Below are 16,612 nucleotides of genomic sequence, written 5' to 3'. Positions count from 1 at the left end.
CAGTTACCATGCGTCGCATGGCATACAACCTGCGTTGCCCCTGCGGTGAGTCCATCACGGCCCTCGAAGCCGACTTCGTGCCGTCGGTCCAGGCCCACCTCGCCGCCGAACATCCCGGCCGCGACTACAGCGAGACCGAGATCATGATGATGGCCATGACCGTTCCCGACCGTTCGGTGAAGTCCGACGGCTGAGCGGCGTCGGATCAGACGGCAGCCGGATCGCGCAGCGAGATGTTGTTGCACGCCTCGCAGACCGACTCGGGGATGACACCGCGGCGCTGCAGGAATCCGAAGATCGTGCAGCCCAGGCAGAAGCCGAAGACGGCCTCGAGCGTAGCGGCGGCGATCAGCACGCCCGTGGCGAGTTGGGCGGCGAGCCCGTAGCCGAGCAGGCTGAGCACGAAGGCGGTCCCGCTGACGACGAGGCCAATGGTCTGGGCGAACCGCTTGGGCGGCCCCGGGACCAGCTTCTCCTTGCGGATGATCTTCGGCACGAGGAAGCGCACCGAGAGTTGCCCGAAAGGTGACAGGGTCGGTCCCGATGCCACACGCAGCGCGAACCCCAGGGCGAGGATGCCATAGAGCACGGGCGTGTTCACCGACACCGCGATGATCGCGAGGACGACGACCAACCCGGCGGTACTGCGCGCGGCGTAGTCGTTGACCGGGTTCGGGAACGTGAGGACAGAGCGCACCGACATCGGGCAACAACCTCCGGAGAGCGGGGACAATCGCCGACCAAGGTACGTGCGACGGCCCCATCGGGCAACGATTGCGCCCAGGGTGAATCGATCGGTGCCGGTCAGGACCCTGCGGTCGGGTCCATTCGCGGCTCGGACGCGGCGATGTCCCGCGGGTCGTCGACGTCCGGTTCGTCCTTGTCGGTCTCGCCGCCGTCGGAGGCGAGTTCCGCCTCGCGGGAGACCTCGCCCTCTTGGTCGATACCGGTCTGCTCACCGACGTCGATGCGGTCTGGCAGTTCGTCCATGTCCACTCCGGTCACCTCTCTGGCCTGTTCGGATTCGGCGTACGGGGCCGAGGTGTCCACCTCGGACGATGCGTCCGCGAACTCGGCGTCGATGATGCCGCTCGCGTCGTATCGCGGGTGGGCGTCGGCTTTGGCCTTGCGGGCCGCCTCGCGCATCTCGAACCCGTCGGTCACGATCTCACCGATCTCGCGGGTCACGCCCGCGACGGCTCCGGTGATGATGGTCGCTATCCGGCCGACGTGGGTGGCCGTGGACTCGATCAATTCCTGGAACAGATCCTTGTTGCGTTCGATGCTGTCGACCATCGCTTCGGGAATCCCCCTGCAGTTGATTGCGGCTGGAGCCTGATCGGTGTGCCCAGAGCCTACCCCCGAGGCACACCGATCAAACCGGCGTCAGGCGACCGAGGCGGGCTTCTCGCGCTCGACGATGACGGTCAGATCGTTGTCGTCGCGCGTCATCCAGTTGGGCAACGACAGCTTCGCGATCTTCTTCCAGGTCGACGCGAGCTGGTGGCTCAGCGAGCCGGTGTTGTACGGCAGTCCGTAGCGTTCGCAGATCTCCCGGACCTCCGCGGACATCTCGGGGTAGCGACTGGCCGGGATGTCGGGGAAGAGGTGGTGCTCGATCTGGTGCGAGAGGTTGCCGCTCATCACATGGAACAACGGGCTGCCGGTGATGTTGGCCGAACCCAGCATCTGCCGCAGGTACCACTGGCCCCGCGTCTCGTTCTGGCATTCCTCGGACGTGAATGTCTGTGCACCGCTGGGGAAGTGGCCGCAGAAGATGATCGAGTAGGTCCACACGTTGCGCACCAGGTTGGCGGTCGCGTTACCGATGAGGGTCGGGACGAAGAGCGGGCCCGTGAGCGCGGGGAAGACGACGTAGTCCTTGAGGACCTGACGACCGGCCTTGCGCCACATGCCTTTCACCAGGCCCTTGATGTCACTCCACTTGCGCTTGCCGGCGATGACGTTCTCGGCTTCGAGGTCGTGCAGCATGACGCCCCACTCGAAGAGCAGCATGAGTGCGGTCGCGTAGCCGAGGTTGCCCAGGTAGTAGGGGTTCCACTTCTGATCGCGGTCCATTCGCAGGATGCCGTAACCGATGTCGCGGTCCTCACCCAGTATGTTGGTGAAGGTGTGGTGCAGGTAGTTGTGGCTGTGCTTCCACTGATCGGCCGGACAGACGGTGTCCCACTCGAACTCGCGGGAGTTGTAGGTGTCCTCGCGCATCCAGTCGTACTGACCGTGCATGACGTTGTGGCCGATCTCCATGTTGTCGAGGATCTTCGACACCGAGAGGGCGCCTACCGCGGCGATCCACGCGGGCGGGAAGAACCCGAGGTACATGAGTGCGCGTCCGCCGATCTCGAAACCGCGCTGGGCGCGGATCACCGAGTAGAGGTAGTCGCGGTCCTTCTGGCCCAGGTCGGCGACGATCCGGGCCCGCAGGGCGTCGAGGTCTTGCCCGAGCGCCTCGACCTGCTCGTAGGACATGACGACGGTGTTGGGATCGTCCGCGACCTTCTGGTCGGCGCCGACGCGATGCATCGCGGGCAGGTTGTCGTCGATGGTGGTCTCGACGTCACGGCTGATGTCGATGGTCATGGCATTGCCTCCTTCTCGGAGAGGAGATGTGGCTGGGAAGGGTGGATCTGGGGCGGTCAGTTCGCGGGCATCAGATGTCGATGTCGACCGAGCCGACCGGCGCGCTGATGCACAGCTGGATCTGGGTGTCGGACTCGTCGTCGATCTCGCCGGTCAGGACGTTGCGGGTGCACCCCGACTTCTTCGTCGCGACGCAGGAGAAGCAGATCCCCATCCGGCACCCGGATTCGGGCGTGAGCCCGGCCGTTTCGGCCTGGTCCAGGATCGGACGGCCGTCGTTGGTCGCCGACGTCCCCGACGAGGAGAACGTGACCTCGCCCTCGACGGAGTCGGGGTCGACGGCGGGGATGACCGGCGCGAAGGCCTCGCTGTGCAACGGCTGGCTGATGGCGAGTTCGGCATGGACCAGTGCGACCTCGTCCATGAGGGCGGCGGGGCCGCAGACGAACACGTCGGCGTCGGACAACCCCGGGATTCCCTCGAGGTGGTCGGCGCTGAAGTGTCCGTCGTCGCGCGTGTGGTACACGCGCAGGTCGAACCGGGGATGGCGGTCCGCGAGTTCACGCAGCTCGTCGCGGTAGGCGACGTCGGCCGGGGTGCGCGCATAGTGCACGAACGTGATCGGTCCCGCGTACTGTCGGGCGACGAGTGTTCGCGCCATTGAGAGTACAGGTGTAATCCCGCTGCCGCCGCTGACGAAGACCGCCGACGTCGGGTCGGTGTCGGGAAGCACGAACTCGCCGTCGGCGGCGGACAGCCCGACGACGTCCCCGGCCCGGGCGTGCTCACGAAGGTGGGTGGACACGAAGCCGTCGTCGTGTGCGGTGATGGTCAGCTCGATCTCGCCGTGCGGGCCCGCGGCGGCGTTGGCCGGCGAGAAGCAGCGGGTGTGCCGAACGCCGTCGATGACGACCTTGAGCTGCACGAACTGGCCGGCCTCGTGGCCTCGCCACTGACGGGTCGGACGAATGGTGAGGCGGACGGTGCGCGCCGTGGGACGCTCGACACGGGTGATCTCGCCGCGCAGATCGCGCCAGGTGATCATCGGATCGAGCAACTCGAGGTAGCGGTCGACCGGATGCGGCGACAGCGCTGCCTCCACGATCGAACCGACCAGACGGCTCCACCGGCCGGGCTCGGCGCCGGTGTCGGCGCGGGTCTGGTCCTGGGGTGTGCGGATGCTCATGGGCTGGGCTCCGTTCGGTCTGTTTCGGTGTACATGTGTACACCGGCAAGTGTGACACAGCGCGATGGTCGATCGTCAAGTGTTCGCTGATGTGACTGCCGTCACGACACCGCCTGTGCCTCTCCGCCGCGTCGGCTGACCCGACGCATAGACTCGGATGCGTGACACGCACGCGAGAGCCGAGCCGGCGCGATGCGCAGACCCGTGCGGACCGCAAGAACCAGACGCGACAGGCGTTGCTGGACACCACGCGGTCACTGGTCGGCGAGCGCAGTTTCGGCAGCATCAGCCTCCGTGAGGTCGCCCGTGGCGCCGGGATCGTGCCGACCGCCTTCTATCGCCACTTCGCATCGATGGAGGATCTCGGGGTCACCGTCGTCGAGGACTCGATGCGCGTCCTGCGACGGGCGCTGCGTGAGGGACGACGCGACCTGGCGGCGCGTGACGCCCTGCCCACCGCACAGAACTCGCTGGCCATCCTGCTGCGGCACGTCCGCGAGAACGAGTCGCAATTCCGGTTCCTGGTGCGCGAGCAGCGGGGCGGCATCGCCGAGATCCGTCGTGCGATCGACACCGAACTCCGGTTGTTCTCCAAGGAACTCGCGATCGATCTCGCCCGGATGCCGGATCTGGCACGCTGGCAATCCGACGACCTCGAACTGGCAGCGGAGCTGATCGTCATCATCATGCTCACCGCGGTGGCCGATCTGCTCGACGGTGAGTATCGCGGACGTTCCGCCGAGCAGGAGATCGTCGAGCGCACCGAGCGACAACTCGTGATGGTCTTCCTCGGTATGGGTCAGTGGCGCCCGTCGACCGACTGAGCTGCGGGGATCGGACGCCCTGGTAGTTGCCGACCTACACCTTGTCGGCGCTCTCGGTGAGTCCCGACCCGCCGGGCGGGAGTAGCGGGCGAGGTGGCAGCGGGGAGGAATAGACCACATTGGTGGTGACGCTGCCGAGGGTTCCGACCATGCCGCTGACCCGTTCCAGGTGCTTCATGTCGGTGGCGACGACCTTCATGATGAAACAGTCGTCGCCGGTGACGTGATGCGCCTCGATGACTTCGGGTAGCTCCGCGAGCAGGGTGTGCAACGGCTCGTACCCGCTGCTGGGATACCGCAGCCGTAGGAAGGCCAGGATCGCGAACCCGAGCCGCTCGGGGTCGACGCTGGCGCTGTAGCCGCTGATCACCCCGGATTCTTCGAGGCGGGCTTCGAGACCGATGCGTCCGACGTGCACGCCGATCAGGAACGCGGTGTGAACTTCGTCTTGATCGACTCACGAGGTGAGGCGGCGTGGGCGCAGGGGCGCATCGTCGGAGCCGTGCACATGCCGACGTCACAGATCGCCGCGCGCGCTGTCGACGAGATAGCAACGAGCACACCGGTTGTGACGTACTGCTGGGGGCCAGGATGCAATGGTTCGACGCGGGCCGCGCTGGAGTTCGCCAAGCTGGGTTACCGGGTCAAGGAGATGATCGGCGGTTACGAGTACTGGGCGCGCGAGGGCTACCCCGTCGAGAATGATCACAGCCGGATCATCAGGTCCAAAGACCCGCTCACCGTGCCACTGGACTCGGTGGTCTGCGACTGCTGAAACAGTCGTACCCGCCGACGCCTAGCGGCCGGGCCCCGCGGTTGTCGATTTGCCCTCAGGGCGATTTCAACTGTGGTCCGCCGACGCGATGGTGCCGGACACTGGGCCGAGGCACCGCGCCGGCCCACTCGCCCCGAGGCGGGAGTCGAGGCGGTGTCGTGCTCGTCACGTGCCGACCCGACCGAAAGGTGCCCTCGCGGTGTCTCTGCATTTCCACTGGTTCCTGCCCACCTACGGCGACTCGCGCAATCTGATCGCGGGCGGCCACGGCAGCCAGATGACAGGGGACCGGCCGGCCGATCTGCGGTACCTCAAACAGCTCGCCGGCGCCGCCGAGGCCAACGGCTTCGAAGCCGTCCTGACCCCGGCAGGTCTCTGGTGCGAGGACGCCTGGCTGACCACCGCCGCTCTGATCGACGCCACCGAGAGCCTCAAATTCCTGGTGGCGTTCCGCCCCGGGCTCATCTCGCCGACGCTGGCCGCCCAGATGGCCGCCACGTTCCAGTGGCATTCGCAGGGCCGCCTTCTGGTCAACGTCGTCACCGGCGGCGAGTCGAGTGAACAGCGCGCCTTCGGCGACTTCCTGGCGAAGAACGCGCGGTACGAGCGTTGCGACGAGTACCTGGAGATCATCCGGCGGCTCTGGACCGAGGAAGAACCCGTCGACGTGGTGGGGAAGTACCTGCGCGTCGAGGGTGCGCAGCTCGGACGCCGCCCCGATCCGACGCCGGAGATCTTCTTCGGCGGATCGTCGCCGGCCGCCGGTGACGTCGCCGCCAAGCACGCCGACACCTACCTCACCTGGGGCGAACGTCCGGACGCGGTGGCCGAGAAGATCGCGTGGGTCAACGGCCTCGCGGCCGCGCAGGGCCGGGAACTCTCGCACGGCATCCGTTTTCACGTGATCGCCCGCGAGACGTCGGAGCAGGCCTGGGCCGAGGCGGCCCGTCTGCTCGGTGCGCTCGATCCGGCGCAGGTCGCGACCGCCCAGCAGAATCTGGCGCGCTCGGAGTCCGAGGGTCAGCGACGTATGTCCGAACTCCACGGTCGTGGAGCCGGTTTCGCCGACCACAACGATCCGCACTCGCTGGAGATCCACCCCGGCGTGTGGGCCGGGGTCGGACTCGTCCGTGGTGGTGCGGGTACGGCGCTGGTCGGCTCCTACGACGAAGTGGCCGCACTCATCGCCGAGTACGCCGCGCTCGGACTCGACCACTTCATCCTGTCGGGCTATCCGCATCTCGAAGAGGCGTACCACTTCGGCGACGGGGTCCGGCCCGCTCTCGCCCGGCTCGGACTGCTCGACCCGGCGTCGGCCGGCCCGTCCGTGGCCGTGCGCACCGCGTTCCTGCCGCGTCTGCAGGCCGCATCATCCTGATCGACAACACTTTTCACCTTCACCACGTCCCTTCTCGCCATGTAACCGACACCTCGCGGAGGTAGCCATGTCCACCGAGTCCATCGCGGACCAGATCAAGTTCGCCTACTGGGTGCCCAACGTCAGCGGTGGCCTGGTCACCAGCACCATCGAGCAACGCACCGGCTGGGACTACGACTACAACGTCAAACTCGCGCAGACCGCCGAGAACAACGGTTTCGAGTACGCGCTGTCGCAGGTGCGGTACGAGGCGAGCTACGGAGCCGAATACCAGCACGAATCCACCAGTTTCAGCCTCGCACTCCTGCTCGCCACGCAGCGGCTGAAGGTGATCGCGGCGGTGCACCCGGGGCTCTGGCATCCGGCCGTCCTGGCCAAGCTCGGCGCCACCGCCGACCATCTGTCCAAGGGTCGCTTCGCGATCAACGTCGTCAGCGGCTGGTTCAAGGACGAGTTCACCCACCTCGGCGAGCCGTGGCTCGAGCACGACGAGCGGTACCGGCGCAGCGGAGAGTTCCTCGAGGTGATCCGCAAGATCTGGACCGAGGACGAGGTCGATTACCGCGGCGACTTCTACCGCATCCACGACTTCACGCTGAAGCCCAAGCCGCTCAACACCGTCGAGCGTCCGAACCCCGAGCTGTTCCAGGGCGGGAACTCCTCGGCCGCCCGCAACAACGGCGGACGCTACGCGGACTGGTACTTCTCCAACGGCAAGGACTTCGACGGCGTGACCGAGCAGCTCGACGACCTCCGCGCCGTCGCACGTGCCCACGAGCGCGAGGTGAAATTCGGGCTCAACGGCTTCATCATCGCGCGGGACACCGAGAAAGAGGCCCGCGACACTCTGCGCGAGATCGTCGAGAAGGCGAATCGCCCTGCGGTGGAGGGCTTCCGGGACGCCGTCCAGCAGGCCGGGAACTCGACAGGCGACAAGAAGGGCATGTGGGCCGACTCGTCGTTCGAGGACCTCGTCCAGTACAACGACGGCTTCCGGACCCAGCTGATCGGCACCCCGGAGCAGGTGGCCGAACGCATCGTCGCCTACAAGCGTCTGGGCGTCGACCTGATCCTCGGCGGCTTCCTGCACTTCCAGGAGGAGATCGAGTACTTCGGTGAGAAGGTGCTGCCTCTGGTGCGCGAGATCGAGGGCGCCCAGAGCGACACCGCCCCGACGCCTGCGGGAGTGGCGTGACCGCAGTGAGCCAGGCGCGGGTTCGGTCCGCCGTGCGGATCGGGTCCGAGGCCGAGGCGCTGTCGATCGCGCGCGAATTGGCCGCCGAATTCGCGGTCGGGGCGGCCGAGCGCGACCGCGAACGTCGGTTGCCCCATGCCGAGATCGACCGTCTGTCGCAGTCGGGGCTGCTGGCACTCACCGTCCCGGCTCGGTTCGGCGGTCTCGACCTGCGTCCCAGTGCGCTCGCCGAGGTGGTGTCCATCCTGGCCGCCGCGGACGCGAGCATCGCGCAGATCCCGCACAGCCACTTCGTCTACCTCAATCTCGTCCGCCTGTCCGCGGGAGAAGTGTTGCAGGAGCGAATCTTCGCCGACGTCCTCGCGGGTGGACGGGTGGCCAACGCGCAGTCCGAGCGGGGCGGCAAGACCATCGCCGACATCTCGACACGGTTGAGTCCGGTGGCCGATCGAGCATCGACGCGTTTCGTCCTCGACGGTGAGAAGTTCTATTGCACCGGTTCGTTGTTCGCGGACACCCTCGCCGTCCTCGCGCGGCTGGACGTCGCCGTCGGCGACCTCGCACCCGGGGAGTACGTGGCTTTCGTCCCGGCCGATGCCGACGGCGTGGAGATCGTCGACGACTGGGATGCGGTGGGACAGCGCACGACCGGCTCGGGGACCGTCCGGTTCAGCGGGGTCGGCCTGGGTCTCGCGGATCTGGTGGCGCGCGCACCGGCAACATCTGCGCCCACCGGTTACGGCGCCTTCGCCCAGCTGCTCCATGCGGCGATCGACGTCGGTATCGCCCGCGGTGCGCTGCGCGCGGCGTCGGAGTTCGTGCGTACGAAGTCACGACCGTGGTTCGAGGCGAATGTCGAACGAGCAGTGGATGATCCGCTGTTGGTGCAGCGCTTCGGCGAGTTGGAGGTCGAGGTCGCGACCGCCGAGGCGACCCTCGCCGAGGCCGGTCGAAGAGTCGACGGGGCAGTGGGAGGTACCCCGGAATCGTCCTCGCGCGAGTTGGTCGCGGAGGCCTCGATCGCAGTCGCGACGGCGAAGGTGGTGGCCGACCGGGTGGCCCCCTCGGTGGCGTCGGCTCTGTTCGAGGTGAGCGGGACCCGCAGTGCCGCCGGTGGTGGGGGGCTGGATCGCTTCTGGCGCGACGCCCGGACGCACACGCTGCACGACCCCGTGCGATGGAAGTACCAGCACATCGGGCGCTGGGTTCTGCGCGGCGAGGAGCCGCCCCTGCACGGCGTGATCTGACCGCGGGGGCGTCCGGCGTCGGCGTCAGAGGTAGCGGCCGACGAGCGGCACGGCCTTCTTCGGGGTCTTCGCGTTGAAACCGTCGCCGATCGCACGCAGTTTCCACTCGCCGCCGTCGCGGGAGATGACCGCCATCGCGACCGCGGTGAACGGCATCCCGCCCTTGAGGGTGTAACGGGCCAGCTCGGCGGAGGTCGTCTCGTCGACGAGCCGGCAGTAGGCGTTCTCGATCTTCTCGAACGTGTGGCCCCGGTACGACGTGACGATGAACATCAACGCGTCGATCTGGGGTGGGACCGACTGCAGCGCAACGCGGATGACCTCGTCGTCGCCCTCGCCTTCACCGGTGAGGTTGTCGCCGGAGTGCAGGATCGAACGGTTCTTGCTGTTGAGGTGACCGTAGTAGACGGTCTCGACGCACTTCCCGCCCGAGAACATGAGCACCGAGGCGTCGAGGTCGATCGAGCCCCCGCGCCCGAATCCGCCGCGCACCGGATCCCACCCGAGTCCCATCTGGATGTCGGTGAGTGCCACGCCACCCTCCTTGCGGAGGGTGACCTTCTGGCCTTTCGCCAAGCTCACCGGGGCGCCCTTGCGCAGACTGACTTCCGCGGGCTGCGCGGGTGCCGGGGGCGCGGAGGTGGGCGGCGCCGCCGGGGGCGCGGGTGACGGGGGAGTGGGCGCCGACGGCCGCGAGTAGCTGATCGGCGCGGGCGGGGCGGGCGTCGGTTGCGGCTCGTCGTCGACGCTCACCCCGTGGTCGCGGACCAGATCGGCGAACCCGCCCGCGTATCCCTGACCGACGGCACGTACCTTCCACTCGCTGTTGCGTCGGTACACCTCGAGAGCGATGACCACCGACTCGCTGGTGAGGCCGGTGACGGTGAAGTCGTACAGCGGCCGGCCCGCTTCGTCGGTGACGTGAGCGACCGGCGGCGCGAAACGGCCGAAGGTCGACGACGCGTCGTCGAGCGTGATGACCGCGCGCACCGCGTCGATGTCGGCAGGTACTCGAGCGGTCGAGATGTGCAGTCGCGCAGAACCTCCGGCGGCCTGTTCCAGCCGGACGCCGGGCCCGGTCGGCTGGTTGTAGAAGACGAAGTCGTCGTCGGTACGCACCACCCCCCGGTCGGTGACCAGCAGGGCCGACAGGTCGGCGGCGGTCGCGAGGTCCACCGAGACGATGACATCGGGGGTCGGCAACGGGCCGTTCTGGCCTTTGGTCAGGGCAGACATCTCCGGGCGTTCCTCATTTCAGTCGGGCCGAATCCGTATCGGCGCCGGGAGCGAAGCGAGCGGGCCGAGTCCGTGCCGTCCGGGTGGACGGCGTCACCAGGCACAGCGTAGTCACGCAACGGCGCGGGCTCGGGGCCCGACGCGACACCCGTACTCCGAAGGTGCAATCGAGTGGTCGACAGACGATGTCCGATTGCCGACATATGCTCCTGCGTATGGCTGGGAGTCGGGTCAACACACAGTTCGGGCCGTACCGCCTCGACGAACTACTGGGCCGCGGTGGGATGGGCGAGGTCTACCGCGCATACGACACGACCAAGGACCGGGTCGTCGCGCTGAAGCTGCTCAACCTCGGGCTGGCACACGATCCGATGTACCAGGAGCGGTTTCGCCGGGAATCGCACGCCGCGGCCCGCCTCGGCGAACCGCACGTCATCCCGATCCACGACTGGGGCGAGATCGACGGCGTGCTGTTCATCGACATGCGCCTGGTCGTCGGAGAAGATCTACGCGCGCTCCTGACGCAGGAGATGCGGCTCCCGCCCGAACGCGCGGTGTCGATCATCGAACAGGTGGCCGCGGCGCTCGACGCCGCACACGCCGAGGGACTCGTGCACCGCGACATCAAACCGGAGAACATTCTCGTCGGGGCGAACGACTTCGCATATCTCGTCGACTTCGGCATCGCGCATGCCGCCGAGGACACCCACCTCACCCAGACCGGGACGGCCGTGGGATCGATCGCCTACATGGCCCCGGAGTTGTTCGACGCCGCCCAGGTCAGCGCGGCCAGCGACATCTACGCCCTGGCCTGTGTGCTTTTCGAGTGCCTGACCGGGCGGGTGCCGCATCCGGCGAAGACGGTGAGTGCGGCGATCAAGGCGGCCGTACTGTCACCGGCCCCGTCGCCGAGTGCGGTCAACGCAGACGTACCGCCGGCGATGGACGAGGTGATCCGCACAGCCCTCGCCGCCGATCCCGCGGCCCGCCATGACTCCGCGGTCGCGCTCGCACGCGCGGCTCGAAGCGCGCTCGCCGGGGGAGTGGAGGGGGTCCGGCCGGGGCCGGATCTCGTCAAGGCGTCGCCACCGCCTCCGGAAGCACCCACCGGTGTCGTCCGCGCTCCGGACACGGTCATCGCGCCCACCGACCCCGGGTACGAACCGACCCTGGTGCGGCACACGACGGGCCCCGAGGGCGGAGCCGGGACCACGCAGTTCTCGGGGCCGCAGCAGTTCTCGGGACCGCAGCAGTTCTCGGGGGCCCAGCACTTCTCGGGGGCGCACAACTACGCAGGACCGCAACCCGGTCCGATGTACGGGCCGCCGGGGTATCCGCCCGCCTATCCGCCGCCGCAGCGGCGCTCGGTCGCGATACCGGTGCTGATCGGGTTGATCGCAGTGGCACTCGTCGGGCTCGCCGTCCTCGGCGGCATCCTGATCGCCGGCTCGGGTGACGACGCCGAGACCCGGGCCGACGAGGAGCCGACGACGCCGACCGTGACCGAGACGGTGGCGCCCCCGCCGACCGTCCAGAACGTTCCGCCGGCCCCGGCTGCGCCGCCGCCCGGTTCGAGTCCGTGCGATGCGACGGTCGGGATCGGTACATCGGTGACCAGCTGCCCGTTCGCGTTCGCGGTGCGCGATGCGTATGTGGGAGCGGGTGCGGCACGGTCGCCGCGTGTCGTGGTCGCGGTCAGCCCGGTCACCGGGCAGGCCTATGCGATGAACTGCGTTCCCGAAGGCGGGATCGTCGCGTGCCGGGGAGGCAATGACGCCGTGGTGCACATCTACTGATGGACACCACCCGACGGCCGTTGTGGCTTAAGCGGACTCGGCGGAACCGCTGCATCGTCGTGCTCGGCGCGCTCGCGCTCCTCGCCGGTTGCTCGACCGAATCCGACCCGAAACCCGTTGTGCCGGTCACCGTCACCGTGACCGCCGACCCATCGGCGTCAACACCCGCCGCACGCGCTACAGACATCCCGACGTCGTCGGCGGCCGTCCCCTCCGCATCGTATGGAGGCCTCGCGGCGAGTTTCCGCAGGGTTGCCGCGTCGACCGGACTGACGGTCGGCATCGCGATCGCACCGGTCGGTGGGTCGGCCGTCCCCGGGCTCACCCTCGGCGATGCCACACCCCGGGTGGCGTGGTCGACGATCAAGGTCCCGCTCGCCGTCGCCGCAGAACGGGCGAACGGCCCGGGCCCGGCGGCGCGGGCCGCGATCGTCGACTCCGACAACGCCGCCGCGGAGAGCCTCTGGTCCTCGCTGGGCGGCGGACAGGCGGCAGCCAACGCCGTCACCGCGGTGCTGCGGGACGGCGGTGACACCACGACGGTGGTCCCGGCGACGCAGCGTCGTGCCGGTTTCACCGTGTTCGGGCAGACGGTGTGGTCGCTGCCGGGGGCCGCGACGTTCACCGCCGGCTTGCCCTGCATCTCGGGTTCGCGACAGGTCGTCGCCCTCATGGGTCAGGTGGGCGGCAATCAGCAGTGGGGAATCGAGATCATGCCGGCGCCCCGCGCAACCGCGGTGAAGGGTGGTTGGGGTCCAGGAGTGTCCGAGGGATACCTCGTCCGTCAGATCGGAATCCTCACCTTCCGCGACGGCCAACGTGCGGCGGTGGCGATGAGCGCGGTCGGGGGCTCGATGTCGGGGGGTATCGCCGCGCTGAATTCGGTGGCGAACTGGCTCGACACCAACCTCGCCCGTCTTCCGCGCGGACGCTGTTCCGCCTGACCGGTCCTCGAAGCGGTGTGACCCCGGTCCCAGCAAGGTTCCGATTGGGTATACAGCCTGGTCCCTGGTGCGTAACCGTCCTAGTCTCATGTGTCTGAAGTGACTCAGGAGACAGATGTGAAAGTTGTGACCAGGATCGGCGTGGTGTTCTGCGCGGTGGCGATGTCGATGGTGATCGGCACGGGCTCGGCGACGGCGATACCGCTCCCCGTGCTGCCGCCGCTGCCGGAGCCCTTCGCCACGTGGTTCAAGCCACCGGAACCACTCGACAAGAAGCTCACGAAGAGCTATGCCGCACTGACGAAGTCGATGCGCAAGTCCTTGCCCGGCCAACTCGGGATCGCGATCGTGCCCGTCGGCGGGGACGAGGTCATCTCCCTCGGGTCGCTCAAATCGGGACGTGCATGGTCGACGATGAAGGTTCCGGTGTCGCTCGCCGCGCAGCGCGAGCGCGGTCCGGCGGTCGCCGCGATGGAGGACAAGGCGATCACGTTCTCCGACAACGATGCAGCCGGCGAATTGTGGGGGGTGCTCGGCGGCGGACATGCGTCCGTCGACGCTGTCAGTGCGGTTCTCCGTGAGGGCCACGACGTCCGGACGCACGTGTCCTCCGAGGTCGACAACCCCCCGTCGTACCCCGGTCACACCGCCTGGGCGCTGCGCGACCAGGCGATCTTCGGCGCCCACCTGCCGTGTCTGCCCGACAGCGAACACCTCATCCGGCTGATGAGCGCCGTCGCCCCGAATCAGCAGTGGGGTATCGCGAAGGTGGGGCGCAGTCAGGGAGCGGTGACCGCGGTCAAGGGTGGCTGGGGTCCGGCGACGTCGAAGTCGTCGGCGCACCTGGTGCGGCAACTGGGCATCATCACCACGACCAGCGGCCAGGTCGCGGTGTCGATGGCGGCGATCCCGCGGAGTGGATCGTTCACCGACGGGACCAAGATGCTGACCCGGCTCGGCAATTGGCTCGGAAAGAACCTGGCCGACCTCCCCAAAGGTCGATGCTGATCGCGGGCCGTGACCTCAGGCCGCGGCGTGCGCGGCCGGTGTACGTCCCGCGCCCGCCGGGGTCGTGAGCGCGGCGGCGATCGCCGTCGTGAGCGGAACCGACAGCGCGATCGCGATACCGCCGACGAACGAGCGGGCCAACTCCACCGCGACGACGTCGGTGGTGAGCAGTCCGCCCAACGGCTGCTGGGCCACGGAGAACAACAGCATCAGCGGCAGCGCACTGCCCGCGTAGGCGAAGACGAGGGTGTACACCGTGCTCGCGATGTGGTCGCGGCCCACGCGCATCGCGGCGCGGAAGGTCGCGAGCCGTGACGGTTCGCCGGCCGCGGCCAGCTCGAAGGCCGCCGAGGCCTGGGTGATCGTGACATCGTTCAGAACACCGAGGGTGCCGATGATGAACCCGGCGAGCAGGAGACCGCTGACCGAGATGTTGCCCTGATACACCTGCAGATTGGTGGTCTGATCCCCCGAGAGCCCCGTGAGATTCATGGTCCGGATGGCGAGCCAGCTCAGGAATCCCGCGAGCAGGAGGGAGGTCAGCGTCCCGAGCAGAGCCGAACTGGTCCGGAGACTGACACCGTGCGCGAGGTAGAGGACCACGAACAGGATCACCGCCGACGACACGACCGCCACCGCAACAGGGGACGACCCGTCGAGGATGGCCGGCAGCGTGAACACGGTGAGTATCCCGAAGGCGATCGCCAGCCCGATGATCGAGCGGAACCCGCGCCACGCCGCCACCAGCACGATCGCGGCGATGAACAGCACGGCCCAGAAGATGATCGCCGGTCCGCGCTGGAAGTCGAAGAAGCTGTACCGGTTGCTGCCGTCGGGGCCGGGAACGGTCGCGAGCCGGATGCCGTCCCCGACGTTCAACGTCGGCTGGCCGGCCTGGGGGTCGTCGAGCGTGCCGGCGGCGGGGGCCACGGTGTCGGGCCCGGATCCGGCCTGTGCCCGGTTGGTCGGGATCTCCAGGACGGTGTACTGGCCGGCCACGTCGCCGGAGGTGAACCGGCCCGCGTTGAGGATGCACGGCCCACCCGGCACCGGATTCACCGGTATGTCGGCGGTCTCGAGCACTGATCCCGCCACCGAGTTGAGGCAATTCGCATGGAACTGGTCCACGATCTCGCCGTCGACCGTGGTGATCGGCCCGCCGTCGGCGGACCGGAACTGGGTGGGGATCGGGTGTTCGGACTCCGACGGCCACAGGACGACCATGCCGACCGCGACCGCGACCGCGGTCACTGCGAGCGTGCCGATGACGAACCACCGGGCGATCGGCGACAGCGTGTGGCTGATGTCGGACAGCGAGTGCGCATGACCGTGCCCGTGATGTGTGCGGCTCACGCGGTGAGCCTATGCGCACCGCACCCGGGTCGCGATGGGCGACCCGGGTGCGGTGCTGGGGTGTGCAGCAGTGCCGACGCTGGTCACAGGGGCAGCAGGATGCCCTTGACCCGCGGATCGGTCCGCAGGAATTCCTGCACGGCAGGGTCTTTGAACGCGGCGACCAGGTTCTTGATGTTCTCGGTGTCCTTCCACTGCGTCCCGATGGTCAGCTGCCCGGCGAACTCGTCGGGAGCGGGCGGAGCGTAGATCTGCTTGGCGATGTCGATGTTCGCGGCGAGGTAGTACTCGGTGTAGCCCACGGTGGCGTCGAGGTCGGCGAGCGAGCGCGACTGGGCGGCGAAGTCGAGCAGGACGAACTGCAGGTTCCGCGGATTCGTGGCGATGTCCTTCTGGGTCGCCTTCCACTTGTCCACGCCTGGTTTCAGCGTGATGAGTCCGGCGCGTTCGAGCAGCCAGAGTCCCTGGGCTTCATTCGCGGGATCGGAGTAGAGGGAGACGCGGGCGTTCTGCGGCAGGTCGGCGACGTCGCGGTACTTGTCCGACCAGATGCCGAATCCCCAGCGGAACACCGGCGTCGCGGCTTCCTCCTGGAAGTCCGGGTTCGCCTCGAGGACCTGCGACAGCCACAGCTTGTGCTGATAGACGGTGCCCGCGACCTCCCCGTCGCTGACCGCACGGTTCAGCGTCGTGGAGTCGGACAGGCCCTTGAATGCGACCTTGATGTCGTACCGGGGTGCGACCTCGTCGGCGATGAACTCGACCAGTGCCTGCTCGGAGGCGTTGCCCTCGGCGGTGACGACGGTCAGTGTCGCACCGGCGGTCTCGTTGGGCGACGTCGAGTCGGACCCGAGGAAGCGCCAGCCGACGACGGCGGCGATCACGGCGACCACGACCAGCGCGCCGACGATCAGCGGCCAGCGGCGACGTGTCGAGATCTCGATTCCGGAACTGCCGGGCGGAGAGGGAGTCTCGCCGGATTTCGATGAGGTGCCGGTGGTGGAACCGGTGTCCTGTGTCATGGGGTGCCTTTCGGGTGTGGCTGGGTGATGCGGTGACGGGCGCTCCG

The 16,612-nt window shown here is 68.1% G+C and carries 17 protein-coding genes; 9 read left to right on the top strand and 8 right to left on the bottom strand.

Features of this window, described 5'->3' with window-relative positions; translation table 11 throughout:
* The first annotated feature begins 17 nt into the window (after positions 1–17).
* Positions 18–194, top strand: coding sequence for a hypothetical protein (locus KB201_RS01795; protein WP_171011688.1), 177 nt, complete (start codon positions 18–20; stop codon positions 192–194).
* Between the two features lie 11 nt (positions 195–205).
* Here KB201_RS01795 and KB201_RS01790 read toward each other — a convergent pair whose 3' ends face one another.
* From KB201_RS01790 to KB201_RS01775, 4 genes are all read right to left on the bottom strand, one after another.
* On the bottom strand, positions 206–703 hold the full coding sequence (locus KB201_RS01790) for a DUF4395 domain-containing protein (RefSeq protein ID WP_065631995.1): 498 nt from the start codon (positions 701–703) through the stop codon (positions 206–208).
* A 101-nt stretch (positions 704–804) separates the two neighbouring features.
* A complete protein-coding gene (locus KB201_RS01785; protein ID WP_065631996.1) occupies positions 805–1,296 on the bottom strand; it encodes a hypothetical protein in 492 nt (163 codons plus the stop codon).
* Positions 1,297–1,386: 90 nt separating this feature from the next.
* Positions 1,387–2,544, bottom strand: coding sequence for a fatty acid desaturase (locus KB201_RS01780; protein ID WP_374193870.1), 1,158 nt, complete (start codon positions 2,542–2,544; stop codon positions 1,387–1,389).
* Positions 2,545–2,671: 127 nt separating this feature from the next.
* Complete coding sequence (locus KB201_RS01775) at positions 2,672–3,787, bottom strand: ferredoxin reductase (protein ID WP_078112119.1); 1,116 nt, start codon at positions 3,785–3,787, stop codon at positions 2,672–2,674.
* 161 nt (positions 3,788–3,948) lie between these two features.
* Here KB201_RS01775 and KB201_RS01770 point away from each other — a divergent pair, with 161 nt between their 5' ends.
* A complete protein-coding gene (locus KB201_RS01770; RefSeq protein ID WP_065631999.1) occupies positions 3,949–4,611 on the top strand; it encodes a TetR family transcriptional regulator in 663 nt (220 codons plus the stop codon).
* Positions 4,612–4,645: 34 nt separating this feature from the next.
* Here the strand turns inward: KB201_RS01770 and KB201_RS25145 are convergent, their stop codons facing one another.
* Positions 4,646–5,029, bottom strand: a complete 384-nt coding sequence (locus KB201_RS25145) for an Lrp/AsnC family transcriptional regulator (RefSeq protein ID WP_307848011.1) — start codon at positions 5,027–5,029, stop codon at positions 4,646–4,648.
* Here KB201_RS25145 and KB201_RS01760 point away from each other — a divergent pair.
* From KB201_RS01760 to KB201_RS01745, 4 genes are all read left to right on the top strand, one after another.
* A complete protein-coding gene (locus KB201_RS01760; protein WP_211538196.1) occupies positions 5,024–5,386 on the top strand; it encodes a rhodanese-like domain-containing protein in 363 nt (120 codons plus the stop codon). The two genes, KB201_RS25145 and KB201_RS01760, sit on opposite strands and share 6 nt — an antisense overlap.
* Positions 5,387–5,585: 199 nt before the next feature.
* Entirely contained in the window at positions 5,586–6,764 is a 1,179-nt protein-coding gene (locus KB201_RS01755; RefSeq protein WP_078112211.1) for an LLM class flavin-dependent oxidoreductase, read from the top strand.
* 67 nt (positions 6,765–6,831) lie between these two features.
* Entirely contained in the window at positions 6,832–7,959 is a 1,128-nt protein-coding gene (gene sfnG / locus KB201_RS01750) for a dimethylsulfone monooxygenase SfnG (protein WP_058250796.1), read from the top strand.
* Positions 7,956–9,206 carry an SfnB family sulfur acquisition oxidoreductase gene (locus KB201_RS01745; protein WP_078112117.1) on the top strand — a complete coding sequence of 417 codons (1,251 nt, stop codon included), beginning with the start codon at positions 7,956–7,958 and terminating at the stop codon, positions 9,204–9,206. The genes sfnG and KB201_RS01745 overlap by 4 nt, the downstream gene beginning before the upstream one ends.
* Before the next feature lie 24 nt (positions 9,207–9,230).
* Here KB201_RS01745 and KB201_RS01740 read toward each other — a convergent pair whose 3' ends face one another.
* Positions 9,231–10,442 carry a TerD family protein gene (locus tag KB201_RS01740; RefSeq protein ID WP_078112116.1) on the bottom strand — a complete coding sequence of 404 codons (1,212 nt, stop codon included), beginning with the start codon at positions 10,440–10,442 and terminating at the stop codon, positions 9,231–9,233.
* 215 nt (positions 10,443–10,657) lie between these two features.
* On the opposite strand from KB201_RS01740, the gene KB201_RS01735 reads away from it, so the two are divergent.
* The 3 genes from KB201_RS01735 (at position 10,658) to KB201_RS01725 (ending at position 14,190) form a co-directional block, all read left to right on the top strand.
* Entirely contained in the window at positions 10,658–12,238 is a 1,581-nt protein-coding gene (locus KB201_RS01735; protein ID WP_078112210.1) for a serine/threonine-protein kinase, read from the top strand.
* Entirely contained in the window at positions 12,238–13,182 is a 945-nt protein-coding gene (locus KB201_RS01730) for a hypothetical protein (protein WP_078112115.1), read from the top strand. Before KB201_RS01735 ends, KB201_RS01730 begins: the two co-directional genes overlap by 1 nt.
* 162 nt (positions 13,183–13,344) lie before the next feature.
* Positions 13,345–14,190 carry a hypothetical protein gene (locus KB201_RS01725; protein WP_176455889.1) on the top strand — a complete coding sequence of 282 codons (846 nt, stop codon included), beginning with the start codon at positions 13,345–13,347 and terminating at the stop codon, positions 14,188–14,190.
* Between the two features lie 15 nt (positions 14,191–14,205).
* On the opposite strand, the gene KB201_RS01720 is transcribed toward KB201_RS01725, so the two are convergent.
* Both KB201_RS01720 and KB201_RS01715 read right to left on the bottom strand, forming a co-directional pair.
* On the bottom strand, positions 14,206–15,543 hold the full coding sequence (locus KB201_RS01720) for a YibE/F family protein (RefSeq protein WP_078112113.1): 1,338 nt from the start codon (positions 15,541–15,543) through the stop codon (positions 14,206–14,208).
* An 83-nt stretch (positions 15,544–15,626) separates the two neighbouring features.
* Complete coding sequence (locus KB201_RS01715) at positions 15,627–16,565, bottom strand: MetQ/NlpA family ABC transporter substrate-binding protein (protein WP_058250790.1); 939 nt, start codon at positions 16,563–16,565, stop codon at positions 15,627–15,629.
* Positions 16,566–16,612 lie beyond the last annotated feature (47 nt).

Origin of the sequence: Gordonia sp. SCSIO 19800, assembly GCF_018132775.1 — a bacterium.
Lineage (GTDB): Bacteria > Actinomycetota > Actinomycetes > Mycobacteriales > Mycobacteriaceae > Gordonia > Gordonia hongkongensis.
Note: the sequence above shows the minus strand (reverse complement) of the source record. Positions and strands in the feature narration are given on the sequence as shown.